We start from the raw sequence: 16,630 nt of genomic DNA on the forward strand, positions 1-16,630 counted from the left end.
GTGTCAGGCGTGGTCCGCGCGAGCGGTGCGGGCCAGCTTCTTCGCCAGCACCGCCCCCATCTCGGCGAGCGGCTCGGGCCGCATCAGGTCGTTGTGCGCGGCGGCGACGGAGTGGACCTCCAGCTCGCCGCCGACGTGGTCGAGCCAGTGGGCGGGGTCGCCGACCGGGTCGACGGTCGCGGCGAACATCACCGCGCCGGCCCGGCAGCGCCCGGTGACGGCGGCGCCGTCGACGCGGAAGCTGTTGGCCATCACGTGCTGAAGCCGCCGCAGTTGGTCCGCCGTGAGGCCGGCCAGGTCGGCGCCGGCGGAGCGCACCGCCGCCATGACCGTGTCGACGTCGAGCGGCCCGTCGACATCGGCCGCGTCGAGTCCGGCGGCGGAGAGGACTCCGTCGAGGAACTCCCTTTCGGAGAAGTGCGCCTCGGTGTCCGCCTCGGTGCTCGGGTAGGCGTCCAGCAGGGCGAGCAGCTCGACCTCCTGGCCCGCGGCCTCCAGGCGGGACGCCATGGCGTGCGCGATCCGGCCGCCCAGCGACCAGCCGAGGAGCCGGTAGGGGCCCTCAGGCTGGACCGCGCGGACGCGGGCCACGTAGTCGTCGGCCATCTCCTCGAGGGTGCCGGGGAGCGGGGCGTCGCCGTCGTCGAGTCCGACCGCCTGGAGGCCGTAGAGGGCTACGTCCGCGGGCAGGTGCTCGGCGAGGGAGGCGTAGGGCCAGCTGAGCCCGCCGAGCGGGTGGACGCAGAACAGCGCGGTGTCCGTGCCGCCGGGGCGCAGGGTCAGCAGCGGGGCGGTGGGCCCGGCCGCGCCGTCCTGGCCGAGGCGGACGGCGAGGGCCGCCACCGTCGGCGCCTCGAAGATCGACACCACCGACATCTCCGCCCCGAGCCGGTCCCGGACGCGGCTGATGAGCTTGGTCGCGAGCAGCGAATGGCCGCCGAGCTCGAAGAAGTTGTCGTCGATGGAGACGGTGTCGTGTCCGAGGAGCCCGGCGAAGATCTCGCACAGCGCCGTCTCGGTCTCGTCGCGCGGGGCCCTGCCGGGACGGCGGTCGAGCAGCCGCGGGGCCGGGAGCGCCTTCTTGTCGACCTTGCCGTTCGGGGTGACCGGCACGGCGTCGATGACGGGTGTAGTGCACGGGCACCATGTGGTCGGGCAGCAGCTCGGCGAGATGGTCGCGCAGCTCCTCCGGGTCGACGGGCGACGAGGGGCCGGCCTCGGTGACGTACGCCGCGAGGCGGGTGTCGCCCGAGGGGTCACGGAGCGCGCACACCACGGCGCTGCCGACCCGGCCGTGCCGGGTGAGCGCGTGCTCGATCTCGCCGAGCTCGATGCGCTGCCCGCGGATCTTCACCTGGTCGTCGGTGCGGCCGAGGAACTCGATCACTCCGTCGCGGGTGATCCGGGCCAGGTCGCCGGTGCGGTAGAGCCGGGAGCCGGGCGGGCCGTACGGGTCGGCCACGAACCGCTCCGCCGTGAGGTCCGGCCTGCCGAGGTAGCCGTGGGCCAGCTGCACGCCGCCCAGGTACAGTTCGCCGCTGCTTCCGGCCGGGGCCGGGGTGAGCGTGGCGTCCAGCACATAGGTGCGGGTGTTCCAGACGGGCCTGCCGATCGGCACGGACGCGGCGTCCGGGGAGACGGCGCAGTCCCAGGCGGTGACGTCGACGGACGCCTCGGTCGGCCCGTACAGGTTGTGCAGTTCCACTCCGCCGAGCAGGGCGCGGAACCGGTCGCGCAGACCGGCCGGCAGCGCCTCGCCGCTGCACAGCACGCGGCGCAGGCCGGTGCAGCGGGCCGCCTCGGGCTCGGCGAGGAACACCTCCAGCATCGAGGGCACGAAGTGGACCGTGGTGACGGCCTCCTCCTGGATGAGGCGGGCCAGGTAGGCGGGGTCCCGGTGGCCGCCGGGGCGCGCGGCGACCTGGACCGCGCCGGTGATCAGGGGCCAGAAGAACTCCCAGACGGAGACGTCGAACCCGGACGGCGTCTTCTGCAGCACGCGGTCGCCGGGGCCGATGCGGTAGGCGTCCTGCATCCACAGCAGCCGGTTGACGATGCCCCGGTGCGGTACGACGACGCCCTTGGGGCGGCCGGTCGAGCCGGAGGTGTAGATGACGTAGGCGGGCGATTCCGGCAGCGGGCCGGGCAGCGCCCGCGTCTCGTCGGCGGACACGGCCGACAGTTCCCAGTCGGTGCCGAGGTCGTCCAGCACGACGAGGGAGCGGACGGTGCCCTTGACCGCCTCGGGCAGGGCGCGCAGCGCCTGCGAGGTGGTGACCAGGACGGCGGGGCGGGCGTCGCCGAGGACGTAGGCGATCCGCTCGGCCGGGTAGTCGGTCTCCACCGGCAGGTAGGCGGCGCCCGCCTTGAGCGCGGCGAGCAGGGCGACGGTCAGTCCCGCCGAGCGCGGCACGGCGACCGCGACGACGTCACCGCTGCGCACGCCGCGGGCGGCGAGCAGCGCGGCGAGGCGGGCGGAGCGGTCGTCGAGTTCGGCGTAGCTCAGCTCGCCGTCCTCGCCGGTCACCGCCGGCCGGTCCGGGGTGCTCGCCGCCTGGGCGGCGAACAGTCCGGCGAGGGTCTCCGGCGCGAAGCCGGCCTCCGTCACCGGGGGCAGCTCGAGGGCGTGGGCGGTGTCGTTGAAGCCGTCGACGAGACGCTCGTGCTCGGCCTCGTCGAGGAGGCCGATCCGGGTGAGGGGGGTGGCCGGTTCGGCCACGCCGGTGGTGAGCAGCCGGGCGAGCCGTTCGCCGATGAGCCGGACGGTGCCGCCGTCGAACAGGTCGGTGCTGTACTCGATGGACACGTCGATGCCGGCGGGGGCGCCGTCGAGGTCGGTGCGTTCGACGAAGTTGAAGCCGAGGTCGAACTTGGCCGCGGCGGTCTCCCCGTCGACGGGGCGTGCGGTCAGTCCCGGCAGGTCCAGGGAGGCGGCCGCGTTGTTCTGCAGCACGATCATCACCTGGAACAGCGGGTGCCGGGCCAGCGACCGGGCGGGCTGTACGGCGTGCACCAGCTGCTCGAACGGCAGGTCCTGGTGGGCGTAGGCGGCCAGGTCGGTCACGCGGACCCGCTCCACCAGTTCCCGGAAGCCGGGGTCGCCGGAGACGTCGGTGCGCAGCACCAGCGTGTTGACGAAGAACCCGACGAGGTCGTCGAGGGCGGAGTCGGTGCGGCCCGCGATGGCCGTGCCGAGCGGCACGTCCGTCCCCGCGCCCAGCCGGGACAGCAGTCCCGCGACACCGGCCTGGAGCACCATGAACAGCGACGACCGGGTGGAGCGGGCCAGGTCGGCCAGGTCCCGGTGGAGTGCCGCGCCGAGTTCGACGGACTCCACGGCGCCGCGGTACGACGCCACCGCCGGGCGCGCCCGGTCCACCGGGAGGGTCAGCTCGTCCGGGAGTCCGGCCAGCGCCTCGCGCCAGTGGGCGAGTTGCGCGGCGATCGGCGAGCCGGCGTCCTCCTCGCTGCCGAGCACGTCCCGCTGCCACAGCGCGTAGTCGGCGTACTGCACCGGCAGCGGCTCCCAGTCGGGCGCCGTGCCGTCGAGCCGTGCCCGGTAGGCGGCGGCCAGGTCGCGGCCGAGCGGGGCCTGGGACCAGCCGTCGCCCGCGATGTGGTGCATGACGACGCAGAGCACGTGCTCGGCGTCGGAGACCCGGAACAGCGTCGCCCGCACCGGCAGGTCCGCCGTCAGGTCGAAGCCGGCCGAGGCCGCCGACGCCAGCGCCGGCCGCAGACCCTCCTCGGTCACGTCGACGACGTCGACGCGCACGGTGGCCTCCGCGGCCGGGACGACCCGCTGCCACGGTTCGCCGTCGGTCTCCGGGAACACGGTGCGCAGCGCCTCGTGCCGGGTGACCACGTCGTCGACCGCGGCGGTCAGCGCCGCCACGTCCAGCGGGCCGGAGAGCCGGACCGCCACCGGGACGTTGTAGGTGCCGCTCGGCCCCTCCATCCGGTTGAGGAACCACAGCCGCCGCTGGGCGAAGGCCAGCGGGACCCGCTCCGGGCGCTCCGCCACCGCGCGGACCGGCACCCGGCCGCCCGCCGACGACTCGGCCACCCGCTCCGCGAGGGCCGCCACCGTCTGGGCGTCGAAGATGTCCCGGAACGGGAGCTCGATGCCGAAGGTGGAGCGGACCCGGCTGACCAGCCGGGTGGCGAGCAGGGAGTGGCCGCCCAGGTCGAAGAAGCTGTCGTCGATGCCGGTGACCGGCTTGCCGAGCAGATCGGTGAAGAGTCCGCACAGGGTCCGCTCGACGTCGTTGCGCGGGGCGCGTGACGTGCGGTGGTGCGGCTCGGGCAGCGCCGCGCGGTCGATCCGGCCGTCGGCGGTGCGCGGGAAGGCGTCGAGCGCGAGGTAGTGCGCCGGGACCGCGTGGTCGGGGAGCGCCGTCGCGGCGTGGGCGCGCAGCGTCTCGGCGTCCGCCGGGGCGGCCGGGTCGGCGGGGACGTGGTGGGCGACCAGCACGGTCGTGCCGGCGGGGCCCGGGCGGGCGGTCACCAGCGCGGCGTCGACGGCCGGGTGCGCGGTGAGCACCTGCTCGATCTCGCCCGGTTCGACGGGCCTGCCGCCGACGGCGATCCGGCCGTCGGTGCGGCCGGCGAGTTCGACCGTCCCGTCGCCGGTGACGCGGGCCAGGTCGCCGGTGCGGTGGAGCCGGGAGCCGGGCGGGCCGTACGGGTCGGCCACGAAGCGTTCCGCCGTCAGATCCGGGCGGTTCGGATAGCCGTACGCCAACTGCGCTCCGCCGACGTACAGTTCGCCGGTGCTGCCGACGGGCAGCGGGGCGAGGTTGGCGTCCAGGACGTACACCCGGGTGTTGCGGACCGGCCGTCCGGCGGGCGGGTGGGCGGTCGCCTCGCCGGTGGTGCCGTCCCAGGACAGGGCGTCGAAGGAGGCCTCCGTGGCGCCGTGCAGGACGTGCAGTTCCACTCCCGGCGCCAGGGTCCGGAACCGGCCGGGCAGGCCGGCCGGGAGCGGTTCCCCGCCGCACAGCACGCGGCGCAGGCCGGTGCAGCCGGCGGCCTCGGGCTCGGCGAGGAACACCTCCAGCATCGACGGCGCGAAGTGGGCCGTGGTCACGCCGGTCCGGCGGATCAGCCGGGCCAGGCGGACCGGGTCGCGGTGGCTGCCGGGTCCGGCGACCACCTGGGCGGAGCCGGCGGCCAGCGGCGCGAACTGCTGCCAGACGGAGGCGTCGAGGTCCTCGGGCGCGTTGTGCAGCACCCGGTCGCCGGCGTCGAGGGCGTAGGCGTCGCGCATCCACAGCAGCCGGTTCACGATGCCGCGGTGCGGCAGCAGGACGGACTTGCCGCCGGGCGCGGGGATCAGATAGGCGGGTGAGCCGGGCAGCGGGCCGGGCAGCTCGCGGTCCGGTTCCGGGGACACGGCCAGGGGGTCGTCGACCAGCACCGGGTCGGTGACGTCCGCGGGCAGTGCGGAGGCCGCGTCCCGGGTGGTGAGGACCGCGGCGGGCGCGGCCTCGGCGAGCACGCGGGCGATCCGTCCGGCCGGGTCGCCGGGGCCGACCGGCAGGCAGACGGCCCCGGCGCGCAGCACCGCGAGGTGCGCGACGGTCAGGGCGGCCGAGCGCGGCACGGCGACCGCGACGACGTCACCGGCGCGCACGCCGCGGTCGGCGAGCAGCGCGGCGAGGCGGGCGGAGCGTTCGCCGAGTTCGGCGTAGCTCAGCTCGCCGTCCTCGGCGATGACGGCCGGGGCGTCCGGGGTGCGCGCCATCCGCTCGGCGAACAGTCCGGGGAGAGTGCCGGAGTACTCGGGCCCGTCGGCCTGCTCGATGCCGGGCCGGCCGGTCACCAGCCGCTGCCACTCGCGCGGTTCGAGCAGGTCGAGCCGGCTCAGCGGCATCGCGGGGTCGGCGGCGGCCAGGGTCAGCATCCGCACCAGGCGCCTGCCGAGGACGGCGACCGTGTCCTCGTCGAACAGGTCGGCGCTGTACTCCACCGTCACCTCGACGCCGGCGGGCGCGCCCATGTCGTCCTTGCGCTCGACGAAGTTGAAGCCGAGGTCGAACTTGGCGGCGCCGATGTCCCCGTCGAGGGGGCGGGCGGTCAGTCCGGGCAGGTCCAGGGAGGCGACCGCGTTGTTCTGCAGCACGATCATCACCTGGAACAGCGGGTGCCGGGCCAGCGACCTGGACGGCTGCACCGCGTGCACCAGCTGCTCGAACGGCAGGTCCTGGTGGGCGTAGGCGGCCAGGTCGGCGACCCGGACCCGCTCCACCAGCTCACGGAAGCCGGGGTCGCCGGAGACGTCGGTGCGCAGCACCAGCGTGTTGACGAAGAACCCGACGAGGTCGTCAAGCGCCGCGTCCGTGCGGCCCGCGATGGCCGTGCCGAGCGGCACGTCCGTCCCCGCGCCCAGCCGGGACAGCAGTCCCGCGACACCGGCCTGGAGCACCATGAACAGCGACGACCTGGTGGAGCGCGCGAGCCCCACCAGGTCCCGGTGCAGCCGGGCGCCGAGCTCGACCGACACCAGACCGCCGCGGTACGACGCCACCGGCGGACGCGCCCGGTCCACCGGCAGGCTCAGCTCGTCCGGGAGCCCGTCCAGCACCTCGCGCCAGTAGGCCAGCTGTCCCGCGATGGGCGAGTCGGCGTCCTCCTCGCCGCCCAGCACGTCCCGCTGCCACAGCGCGTAGTCCGCGTACTGCACCGGCAGCGGCTCCCACTCGGGCGCCTCGCCGGCGTGCCGGGCCCGGTAGGCCAGGCCCAGGTCGCGGGCGAGCGGCGCCTGCGACCAGCCGTCGCCGGCGATGTGGTGCACCACGACGCACAGCACGTGCTCGGTCCCGGAGACCCGGAACAGCGACGCCCGCACCGGCAGGTCCGCCGCCAGGTCGAAGCCGGCCGAGGCCGCCGACGCCAGCGCCGCCTCCAGGCCCTCCTCGGTCACCTCGACGGCCTCGAGCGGCAGGTCCACGCCGCTCACCGGCACCACCTGCTGCCAGGGCTGCCCGTCCACGTCGGGGAACACGGTGCGCAGCGACTCGTGCCGGCCCACCACGTCCACCAGCGCCGACCGCAGCGCGGCCACGTCCAGCGTGCCCGACAGCCGTACCGCCAGCGGGATGTTGTAGGTGCCGCTCGGGCCCTCCATGCGGTTGAGGAACCACAGCCTGCGCTGCGCGAACGACAGCGGCACCCGCTCCGGGCGCTCCGCCACCGGGCGCACCGGGGGCCGGCCGCCCGTCGACGAGCCGGTCACCCGGTCGGCGAGCGCCGCCACGGTCTGCGCGTCGAACAGGGCGCGGACCGGGAGTTCGATGCCGAAGACGCTGCGCACCCGGCTGACCAGCCGGGTGGCGAGCAGCGAATGGCCGCCCAGGTCGAAGAAGTTGTCGTCGATGGAGACCGAGGGCATGCCGAGGGCCTCGGCGAACAGTCCGCAGAGCACCTCCTCGTGCGGGGTCCTCGGGGCGCGTCCGCCGCCGGAGGCGACGGTCAGGTCCGACACCGACCCGCCCGCCGCGGCGCCGTCGGCGGCCGCGGCGACCGGCGCGGCGGCGGCCGGCCGGTGGCCCTCGGGCACGGTGACCGACGCCAGCGCCTCGGTCACCGCGCGGGTGTCGTCGTCGGCGACGGCGGTCAGCAGCCGCTCCAGCTCGGTGAGCAGCGCGCCGGCGGTCGATGCGGTGAACAGCCCGCCCTGGTAGCCGAGTCGCAGCTGGACGCGCTCGCCGGGCACGACGATCAGCGTGAGCGGGTAGTGGGTGGCGTCGTCGCCGGAGACGCCGGTCACGGTGAGGCCGCCGATGGACGACTGGAGCGAGTCGGCGTCCACCGGGTAGCTCTCGAAGGCGACGAGGCTGTCGAAGAGCCGGCCGTGGCCGGCCGCGCGCTGGACCTCGGTCAGACCGATGTAGTGGTGGTCCAGCAGCGCGGACTGCTCGTCCTGGACCCGCAGCAGCAGTTCGCGCAGGGACTCGCCGGGGGCGAGCCGGACGCGGACCGGCACGGTGTTGATGAACAGGCCCACCATGGACTCGACGCCGTCGAGCTCGGGCGGGCGTCCGGAGACGGTGGCGCCGAAGACGACGTCCTCGCCGCCGGTGAGCCGGGCCAGCAGCAGTCCCCAGGCGGTCTGCACCGCGGTGTTGACGGTGATGCCGAGCCGGCGGGCGAGCGCGGTGAGGCGGGCGCTCGGTCCGTCCGGCAGGTCGGTGACGATCCGGCCGGGCAGCGTCTGGGTGGTGTCGTCGGCGTCGGGGGCGACCAGGGTGGCGCCGGGCAGGCCGTCGAGCGCGTTCCGCCAGGCCTTCAGGCCCTGCTCCTTGTCCTGCTTGCGCAGCCAGGCCAGGTACAGCTTGAAGGGGGCGGCGGGCGGCAGGGCGGACGCGTCGGCGCGCGCCCCGTACAGGGTGAACAGCTCGCCGAGCACGATCGGCATGGACCAGCCGTCGAGCAGGATGTGGTGGCAGGCGAACATCAGCCGCCAGCCGTTCTCCGCCAGCCGCACCACGGTGAACCGCAGCAGCGGCGGCGAGGTGAGGTCGAAGCGCACGGCCCGTTCGGCCGCCTCGAGTTCGCCGAGGCGCGCGGTCCGCTCCGGCCCGCCGAGCGCGGACAGGTCGTGCACGACGACGGGGGTGTCGAAGGCGCGCGGCACGACGCTGACCGGCCGGCTCAGGTTCTCCGAGAGGAAACCGGCCCGCAGGTTGTTCCGGCGGATCAGCAGCGCGCGCACCGCGTCGCGGAACACGTCCAGGTCGAAGGGGCCCTCGAAGTCGATGGCCAGCCGCACGGTGTAGACGTCGAGGGCGTCCTCGTCGTAGGTCGCGTGGAAGAGCATCCCTTCCTGCAGTGGTGCCAGGGGAAGGATGTCCTCGAAGAGGTCGTTGCTGGTCACTGGGTCTTCCTCCACTCCGTTTCGAGCACCCCGAGGTCGTCGAGTTCGAGGTCGATCAGTGACAGGTCCGAGGGGGTGAGGCCGGTGGGCTGTTCCTCGGCGGCGTGGTCGGCGAGCGCGGTGAGCGCGTGGAACCAGCCGTCGGCGAGCCGGTGCAGCTCGTCGGGCTCCAGCAGGCGGCGCGGCCAGGTCCAGTTGGCGATCAGGCGCGGGCCGGCCGGGCCGTCCTCCACGACGACGTTGAGGGAGACCGCGTGCGGGGCGGGCATCTGCGGGTCGCCGCCGCCCAGTTCGCGCAGCACCTCGCCGTCGGCGGACATGCTCCAGTCGTCGTCGGCGGACGCGTCGGCGACCGCCGTGCGGCCCAGGTAGTTGAAGCCGAACTGGGGCTGCTGGTAGGCGGCCAGTTCGTCGCGGGTGCGCGGGTTGAGGTGGCGCAGCAGGCCGTAGCCGACGCCCTCGTCGGGCATCTCGCGCAGGGTCTCCTTGACCCGGGAGAGGGCCTTGTGCAGGGCGCCGGGGCTGTTGAACACCTGGCCCCAGGAGACCGGTCCGAGGTCCAGGCGCACCGGGGCGAGGCTGGTGAACCAGCCGACGGTGCGGGAGACGTCGAGGTCGTGGTCCGGCGGTATCTGCCGGCCGTGCCGTTCGACGTCGACCAGGACGGCGGTGCCGGCGCCGAGTCCGCGCCGTCTGCGCCAGTCGGCGACCGCGAGGGCGAACGCCGTGAGGAACACGTCCTCCACGCCGCAGCGCGCCGCGGCCGGAACGGCGGTCAGCAGCCGCTCGGTGACGTCCTCGGGCAGGGTGACGGCGAGCGCGCTCTGGGTGCCCATGGTGTCGACGGCCGGGTCGCGCGGTGCGGCGGTCACCTGGGTGTCCTCGTCCCGCAGCTGGTCCGCCCACCAGGCGGCCTGCGCGGCGCGGGCGGGCTGCGCGGACAGTTCGCCGAGCCACTGGGCCCAGCGCCGCCACGGGGTGCCGACCGGTTCGAGGGCGGGCTCGGCGCCCGACGCGGCGGCCTGCCAGGCGGCGGCCAGGTCGGGCACCAGGATCCGCCAGGACACCCCGTCGACCACCAGGTGGTGGGCGACGAGCAGCAGCCTGCCCGGGGTGTCCGGGCCGGCGTCGAACCAGACCGCCCGCAGCGTCTCGCCGTCCGACGGGGACAGTTCGCCGACGACCCGCTCGGCGTGCCGGCCGATCGCGGCCCGCAGCTCGCCGGGCCCGGCGCCGGCCACGTCGACCCGGCCGACGCAGCCGGCCGCGTCCACCGCGCCGCGCGGCCGTACCTCGTACGACCACTCCCCCGCCGTGTCCGACAGGGTGAGCCGCAGCGCGTCGTGGTGGTCGAGGACGGTGCGCACGGCCGCGGTGAGGTGGTCCAGGCCGAGGCCGGCGGGCACCTGCAGCAGCACCGACTGGTGGAACCGTTCGGTGCGGCCGCCGAGTTCGCGCAGCCAGTGCGTCATCGGGGTGAGCGGGACCTCGCCGATGCCGGCGTCCGGGTCCTGCGCGGGCAGGTCGTCCACGCTGCGGGCGGCCGCCGCGAGACCGGCGACCGTCTTGTGCTCGAACACGTCCCGGGGCGTGATGACCAGGCCGCCCTTGCGGACCTCGCCGACCAGCTTGATGGAGACGATGCTGTCGCCGCCGAGCTCGAAGAAGCCCGCGTCGGCGCTCACTTCGGGCAGTCCCAGCACCTCGCGGAACGCCTCGGCGACGATCTTCTCGGCGTCGGTCGCCGCCGCCCGGCCGCCGTCGTCGCCGCCGAACTCCGGGGCGGGCAGGGCCGCGTGGTCGAGCTTGCCGTTCACCGTCAGCGGCAGCGCGTCCACCACGACGACCGCCTGCGGCACCATGTACTCCGGCAGCCGCTCGGCCGCGTGGGCGCGCACGGCCTCCGGCAGCCGCTCGGCGTCCCCGTCGGGCACGACGTAGGCCACCAACTGCCGTACGCCGGGGCGGTCCTCGCGGACCACGACGGCCGCCGAGTCCACTTCGGCGCAGCCCGAGACGGCCGCCTCGATCTCGCCGAGCTCGATGCGGAAGCCGCGCAGCTTCACCTGGTCGTCGCGGCGGCCGACGAACTCCAGATCGCCGTCGGGCCGCCACCGGACCACGTCCCCGGTGCGGTACAGGCGCTCGCCGGGCCCGCCGAACGGGTCGGCGACGAACCGCTCCGCGGTGAGACCGGGCCGGCGCAGATAGCCGCGCGCCAGGCCGGCGCCCGCCACGTACAGCTCGCCCGCGACACCGACCGGGCACGGGTGCAGCGCGCCGTCCAGGACGTAGACGCGGGTGTTGGCGATGGGGCCGCCGATGGGCGGGGCGACGGTGCCGTCGACCGGCGCGGACGCCGTGGCGCAGACGGTGGTCTCGGTGGGGCCGTAGGCGTTGATCACCCGGCGGCCGGGCGCCCAGCGGGCCACCAGGTCGCGCGGGACGGCCTCACCGGCGAGGACCAGGGTCAGCCCGGCGGGCGCGGACTCCGGGTCGGCGCCGGACAGGGCGGTCGGAGTGAGGGTGGCGTGGGTGACGGCCCGCTCGCGCAGGAAGGCGGTGAGGTCGTCGCCGAGGACCGGCCCGTCCTGCGGGGTGAGCAGCAGGGTGGCGCCGTTGAGCAGCGCCATCACCGTCTCCCAGGCGGCGGCGTCGAAGCTCGGCGCGGCGAACTGCCCGACCCGGCTGTCCTCGCCCACTCCCAGGTACTCGGCCTGCCAGGCGGCCAGGCTGGCCACTCCCCGGTGTCCGACGACGACGCCCTTGGGGCGGCCGGTGGAGCCGGAGGTGTAGATGACGTAGGCGGGATGGGCCGGCATCAGCGGGACCCGCCGGTCGGCGTCGGTGACCTCGGCGCCGGAGAGGCGGTCGAGGGCCTGGACGACCTCGGGGCTGTCCAGGAACACCGGCTCGGCGATCTGGTCCGGGAGCCGGTCGGCCAGCCCGGTGAGGGTGACCACGAGCACCGGGTCGCCGTCGGTGAGCATGTACTCGATGCGGTCGGCGGGGTGCTGGGGGTCGACCGGGATGTAGGCGGCGCCCGCGGTCATCACCGCGAGCAGGGCGGTGGTGAGGTCCGCGGAGCGCGGCAGGACCAGGGCGACCCGGTCCTCCGGGCCCGCCCCGCGCTCGATCAGCAGCCGGGCGAGCCGGTTGACCCGGCCGGCCAGTGTGGCGTAGTCGAGGGCGCCGGTGTCGGAGACGACGGCGGGACGGCCGGCGTGCGCGGCGGCCCGCTCGGCGAACAGCTCCGGGACGGTGCCGGCGGGCACCGGGCGGCGGGTGTCGTTCCAGCCGGTGAGCAGCCGCTCGCGGTCGGCGGGCGGCAGGATCTCCAGGTCCCGGACCGGCCGGGCGGGGTCGGCGACCGCGGCCCGCAGCAGCGCCACCAGATGGGCGGCGACGCGTTCGGCGCTGCTCCGGTCGAACAGGTCGGTGGCGTAGTTCAGCAGGCCGGAGATGCCTCCGCCGGCGGCGTCCTCGACCAGGGTGAGCTCCAGGTCGACCTTGGCGACCGGCAGCGGCATCTCGTGCGGGGTGACCCGCAGTCCCGGCAGCTCGACCTCGCGCAGGTCGTTGTTCTGGTAGGCCAGGATCACCTGGAACAGCGGGTTGTGCGACAGCGAGCGGTCGGCGCCGACGAGGTCGACCAGCCGCTCGAACGGCAGGTCCTGGTGGGCGTAGGCGCCCAGCGCCACCGCCCGGGCCCGGCGCAGCAGTTCGGCGAAGCCCGGGGCGCCGGACACGTCGGTGCGCAGCACCAGCGTGTTGACGAAGAAGCCGATCAGGTCGTCGGCGGCGGCGTCGGTGCGGCCGGCCACCGGGGTGCCGATCGGGATGTCGTCGCCCGCGCCGAGCCGGGACAGCAGCGCGGCCAGCGCCGCCTGGAACACCATGAACGGCGTGGTGTCGGTCTTCGCCGCCAGCGCGCGCAGCGCGCCGGTCAGTTCGGCGTCGATGTGCACCGGCACGGCGCCGCCCTGGTGGCCGGCGACCGCGGGTCGGGGCCGGTCCGTGGGCAGTTCGAGTTCCTGCGGCGCGCCGGAGAGCTGTTCCTTCCAGTAGGCCAGCTGGGCGGCGGCCGTGCTGTCGTCGTCCTGCTCGTCGCCGAGCAGTTCGCGCTGCCACAGCGTGTAGTCGGCGTACTGCACCGGCAGCGGCCGCCAGTCGGGGGCGGCGCCCTCCAGGCGGGCCCGGTAGGCCGCCGACAGGTCGCGCACCAGCGGCGCCTGCGACCAGCCGTCGCCCGCGATGTGGTGCACGACCGCGCAGAGCACGTGCTCGTCCGGGGCGAGGCGGAACAGCCGGGCGCGCACCGGCAGGTCGACGGCGAGGTCGAAGCCCGCCGTGCCGGCCGCGTGCAGGGCGGCGGGCAGCGCGGCCCCGGTGATGTCGGTGACCTCGATGTCCACGACGGCGTGCCCGGCGGGCAGGACGTGCTGCCGGGGTTCGCCGTCGGTGTCCGGGAACACGGTGCGCAGGGCCTCGTGCCGGCCGACCACGTCGTTGAACGCGGCGGTCAGCGCGGCCGCGTCCAGCCCGCCGGACAGGCGTACCGCGAAGGGGATGTTGTAGGTGGCGCTCGGGCCCTCCATGCGGTTGAGGAACCACAGCCTGCGCTGCGCGAAGGACAGCGGCACCCGCTCCGGCCGGTCCACCGGGCGCAGCGCCGGCCGGGCGGCCGCCGTCGCGTCGGTGAGCCGGGCGGCCAGCGCGGCCGGCGTGGGCTCCTCGAAGACCCGGCGGATGGGCAGTTCGACGCCGAGCACCGTGCGGACCCGGCTGACCAGGCGGGTGGCCAGCAGCGAATGCCCGCCGTGCTCGAAGAAGTTGTCGTGCACGGACACCGACTCCAGGCCGAGCACCTCGGCGAACAGCCCGCACAGCAGCTCCTCGTGCGGGGTGCGCGGCGCCCTGGCGTCGTCCTCGGTGTGCTCGGGCGCGGGCAGGGCGGCGACGTCCAGCTTGCCGTTGGTGGTCAGCGGCAGCGCGTCCAGGGCGACGACCGGCCGGGGCACCATGTACTCGGGCAGCCGCTCGGCCGCCCAGGCCCGCAGCTGCTCGGTGTCCAGCGTCGCCCCGGCGGCCGGGACGGCGTAGCCGACCAGGTGCCGTACGCCGGGCCGGTCCTCGCGGACGACGACGGCGATCTGGCCGACGGCGTCGTGCCCGGCGAGCACGGACTCGATCTCGCCGAGTTCGATGCGGAAGCCGCGCAGCTTCACCTGGTTGTCCCGGCGGCCGACGAACTCCAGCAGGCCGTCGGCCCGCCAGCGCACCACGTCGCCGGTGCGGTACAGCCGCTCGCCCGGCCCGCCGTACGGGTCGGCGACGAACCGCTCGGCGGTCAGGTCGGCCCGGCCGACGTAGCCGCGGGCCAGTCCGACGCCGGCCACGTACAGCTCGCCCGCGACGCCGGGCGGGCACAGCCGCAGGCCGCTGTCGAGGACGAGGACGCGCTTGCCGTCCATGGGGCGGCCGATGGGCACGGACTCCGGCACGGACGCGCCGGGCGGCAGGCTGTGCGCGGCCGCCATCACGGTGACCTCGGTCGGCCCGTAGGCGTTGACGACGGTGAGGTCCGGGCAGGCGTCCAGGACCTGGCGCACCGACGCGGCGGGCAGCGCCTCACCGCCGGTCCACACCTCGCGCAGCGGCCGGAGCACCTCGGGCGCCTCGGCGGCGATCAGCCGGAACAGGCCGGTGGTGAACAGAGTGGCGGTGATCCGGTCGGCGGCGAGGACCCGGCCGATGGTGGCGATGTCCAGGTCGCCGGGCGGGCCGACGACGAGGGTGGCGCCGTTCAGCAGCGGGATCCACATCTGGTACGTGGAGGCGTCGAAGGCGTGGGCCGACTGGAGCAGCACCCGCTCCTGCGAGCCGTTGGCGAACCGGCTGTCGGCGGCGAGGTCGCCGATGCCGCGGTGGGTGACGGCGACGCCCTTGGGCCGGCCGGTCGAGCCGGAGGTGTACATGATGTAGGCGACGCGTTCGGCGCCGGGCGGCATCGGCACGCCGCCCTCGGGCAGCGGGTGGTGGTCCGGCAGGTCGCCCTGCTCCAGGATCACCTTCACCCCGCTGTCGGCGAGGACGTGCGCCCGCCGGGCCGGCGGCCAGCGGTGGTCGACCGGGACGTAGACGGCGCCGGCGCGGATCACGCCGAGCACGGCCAGGACGTACTCGGCGGAGCGGTCCATGGCGATGGCGACGGGCTCCTCGTCGCGCACTCCGCGCTCGCGCAGCCAGGCGGCGATCCGCTCCACGCGGTCGGTGAGTTCCGCGTAGGTCAGCGAGAGGCCGCCGCAGACCAGCGCCTCCCGGTCGGGTGTCGCGGCGGCGCGCAGCGCCAGCAGTTCGGGCAGGGTGCGCGCCCCGTCGGGGGCGGGCGGCGGGCTCCACTCGGTCAGCAGCCGGGAGCGCATGCCGGGGTCCAGCACGTCGACGGTGCCGGCCGGGACGGCCGGGTCGGCGACGAAGGACTCCAGCACGGCGGTCAGGGCGCGGCTGTAGCCCTCGATCCGGGCCTCGTCGAAGGCGTCGGCGCGGTAGGTGAAGCGCAGTTCGAGCGAGTCGCCGGGGATGACCATGAGGGCGAGCGGGTAGTGCGCGCCGTCGGTGGAGAAGACCCCGGCGACCGACAGCCCGCCGGGCAGGGTGAGGGCGGCCGGGTCGACGGGGAAGTTCTCCGTCACGGTGAGGGTGTCGAACAGGTCGCCGTGGCCGGCCGTGCGCTGGATCTCCGCGAGGCCGAGGAACTGGTGCGCCATCAGGGCGCGCTGCTCGTCCTGGAGCCGCCGGCACAGCGCGAGCAGCGACTCGTCGCGCTCCAGTCGCACCCGCACCGGCACGGTGTTGAGGAACAGGCCGACCATGGTGTGCACGCCGGGGATCTCCGGCGGCCGGCCGGCGAGGGTCATGCCGAAGGTGACGTCGGCGCGGTCGGTGAGCCGGCCGAGCAGCAAACCCCAGGCGGCCTGTACGACGGTGTTGAGGGTGAGGCCGAGTTCACGCACCCGCCGGTTGAGCCGGTCGGTGGTCTCCGGCGACAGCCGGGCGCCGACCTTGCTGGGCAGCACGGCCGCGGAACGGTCGTCGGGCAGGGCGGCCAGCAGGGTCGGTCCGTCGAGCCCGGCGAGCGCGTCCCGCCAGGCCCGGCCGGCGGCGGCGCGGTCCTGCTTGGCGAGCCATCCCAGGTGGTAGCGGAACGGTGTCACCGGGGGCAGCGCGGAGGCGTCGCCGCCGGCCGCGTACAGCTCGAACAGTTCCCGCACGAGGACCGGCGCGGACCAGCCGTCGAGCAGGATGTGGTGGTTGGTGACGAGCAGCCGGTGCCGCAGCGGCGCGGTGCGCACCACGGTGAACCGGAGCAGGGGCGGGTGGTGCAGGTCGAAGCGGGCGGCCCGGTCCCGTTCGGTGACCTCGCGCAGCGCCTCCTCCCGCTCCGGCCCGGGCACCTCGGTCAGGTCGACCAACCGCCAGAGCGGGTCGACGGACTTCGGGACGAACTGCAGGGGGCGCGCCCCGCCGTCCCGGAAGCCCGCGCGCAGGTTGCCGTGCCGCTGGAGCAGGACGCGGGCGGCGGAGTGCAGGGCGGGCACGTCGAGCGGACCGTCGATGTCCATGCCGAGTTGCATGACGTAGACGTCCGGGCCGTCCTGCTCGTCGTACTGCGCGTGGAAGAGCAGGCCCTCCTGCAGCGGGGTGAGCGGCAGGACGGCTTCCAGCGACGAGGGATCGGTGGTGCTCATT

Annotated in this window: 2 protein-coding genes and 1 pseudogene; all 3 read right to left on the reverse strand. The window is 75.3% G+C overall.

Going from position 1 to position 16,630, the window contains the following annotated elements:
* Positions 1-3: 3 nt before the first annotated feature.
* Positions 4-1,260, reverse strand: coding sequence for a thioesterase domain-containing protein (locus tag CNQ36_RS10345; protein ID WP_121545759.1), 1,257 nt, complete (start codon positions 1,258-1,260; stop codon positions 4-6).
* Positions 1,193-8,893: pseudogene (locus CNQ36_RS35220) on the reverse strand (amino acid adenylation domain-containing protein); the annotation flags it as partial. The pseudogene CNQ36_RS35220 and the gene CNQ36_RS10345, both read right to left, overlap by 68 nt.
* Positions 8,875-16,629, reverse strand: coding sequence for a non-ribosomal peptide synthetase (locus CNQ36_RS10355; protein WP_121545761.1), 7,755 nt, complete (start codon positions 16,627-16,629; stop codon positions 8,875-8,877). The gene CNQ36_RS10355 and the pseudogene CNQ36_RS35220, both read right to left, overlap by 19 nt.
* Position 16,630 lies beyond the last annotated feature (1 nt).

Source organism: Streptomyces fungicidicus, from assembly GCF_003665435.1.
Lineage (GTDB): Bacteria > Actinomycetota > Actinomycetes > Streptomycetales > Streptomycetaceae > Streptomyces > Streptomyces fungicidicus.

Excerpts from the sequence above, each read along its gene's own strand:
- CNQ36_RS10355 (WP_121545761.1), bottom strand. The coding sequence starts at position 16,629 with ATGAGCACCACCGATCCCTCGTCGCTGGAAGCCGTCCTGCCGCTCACC.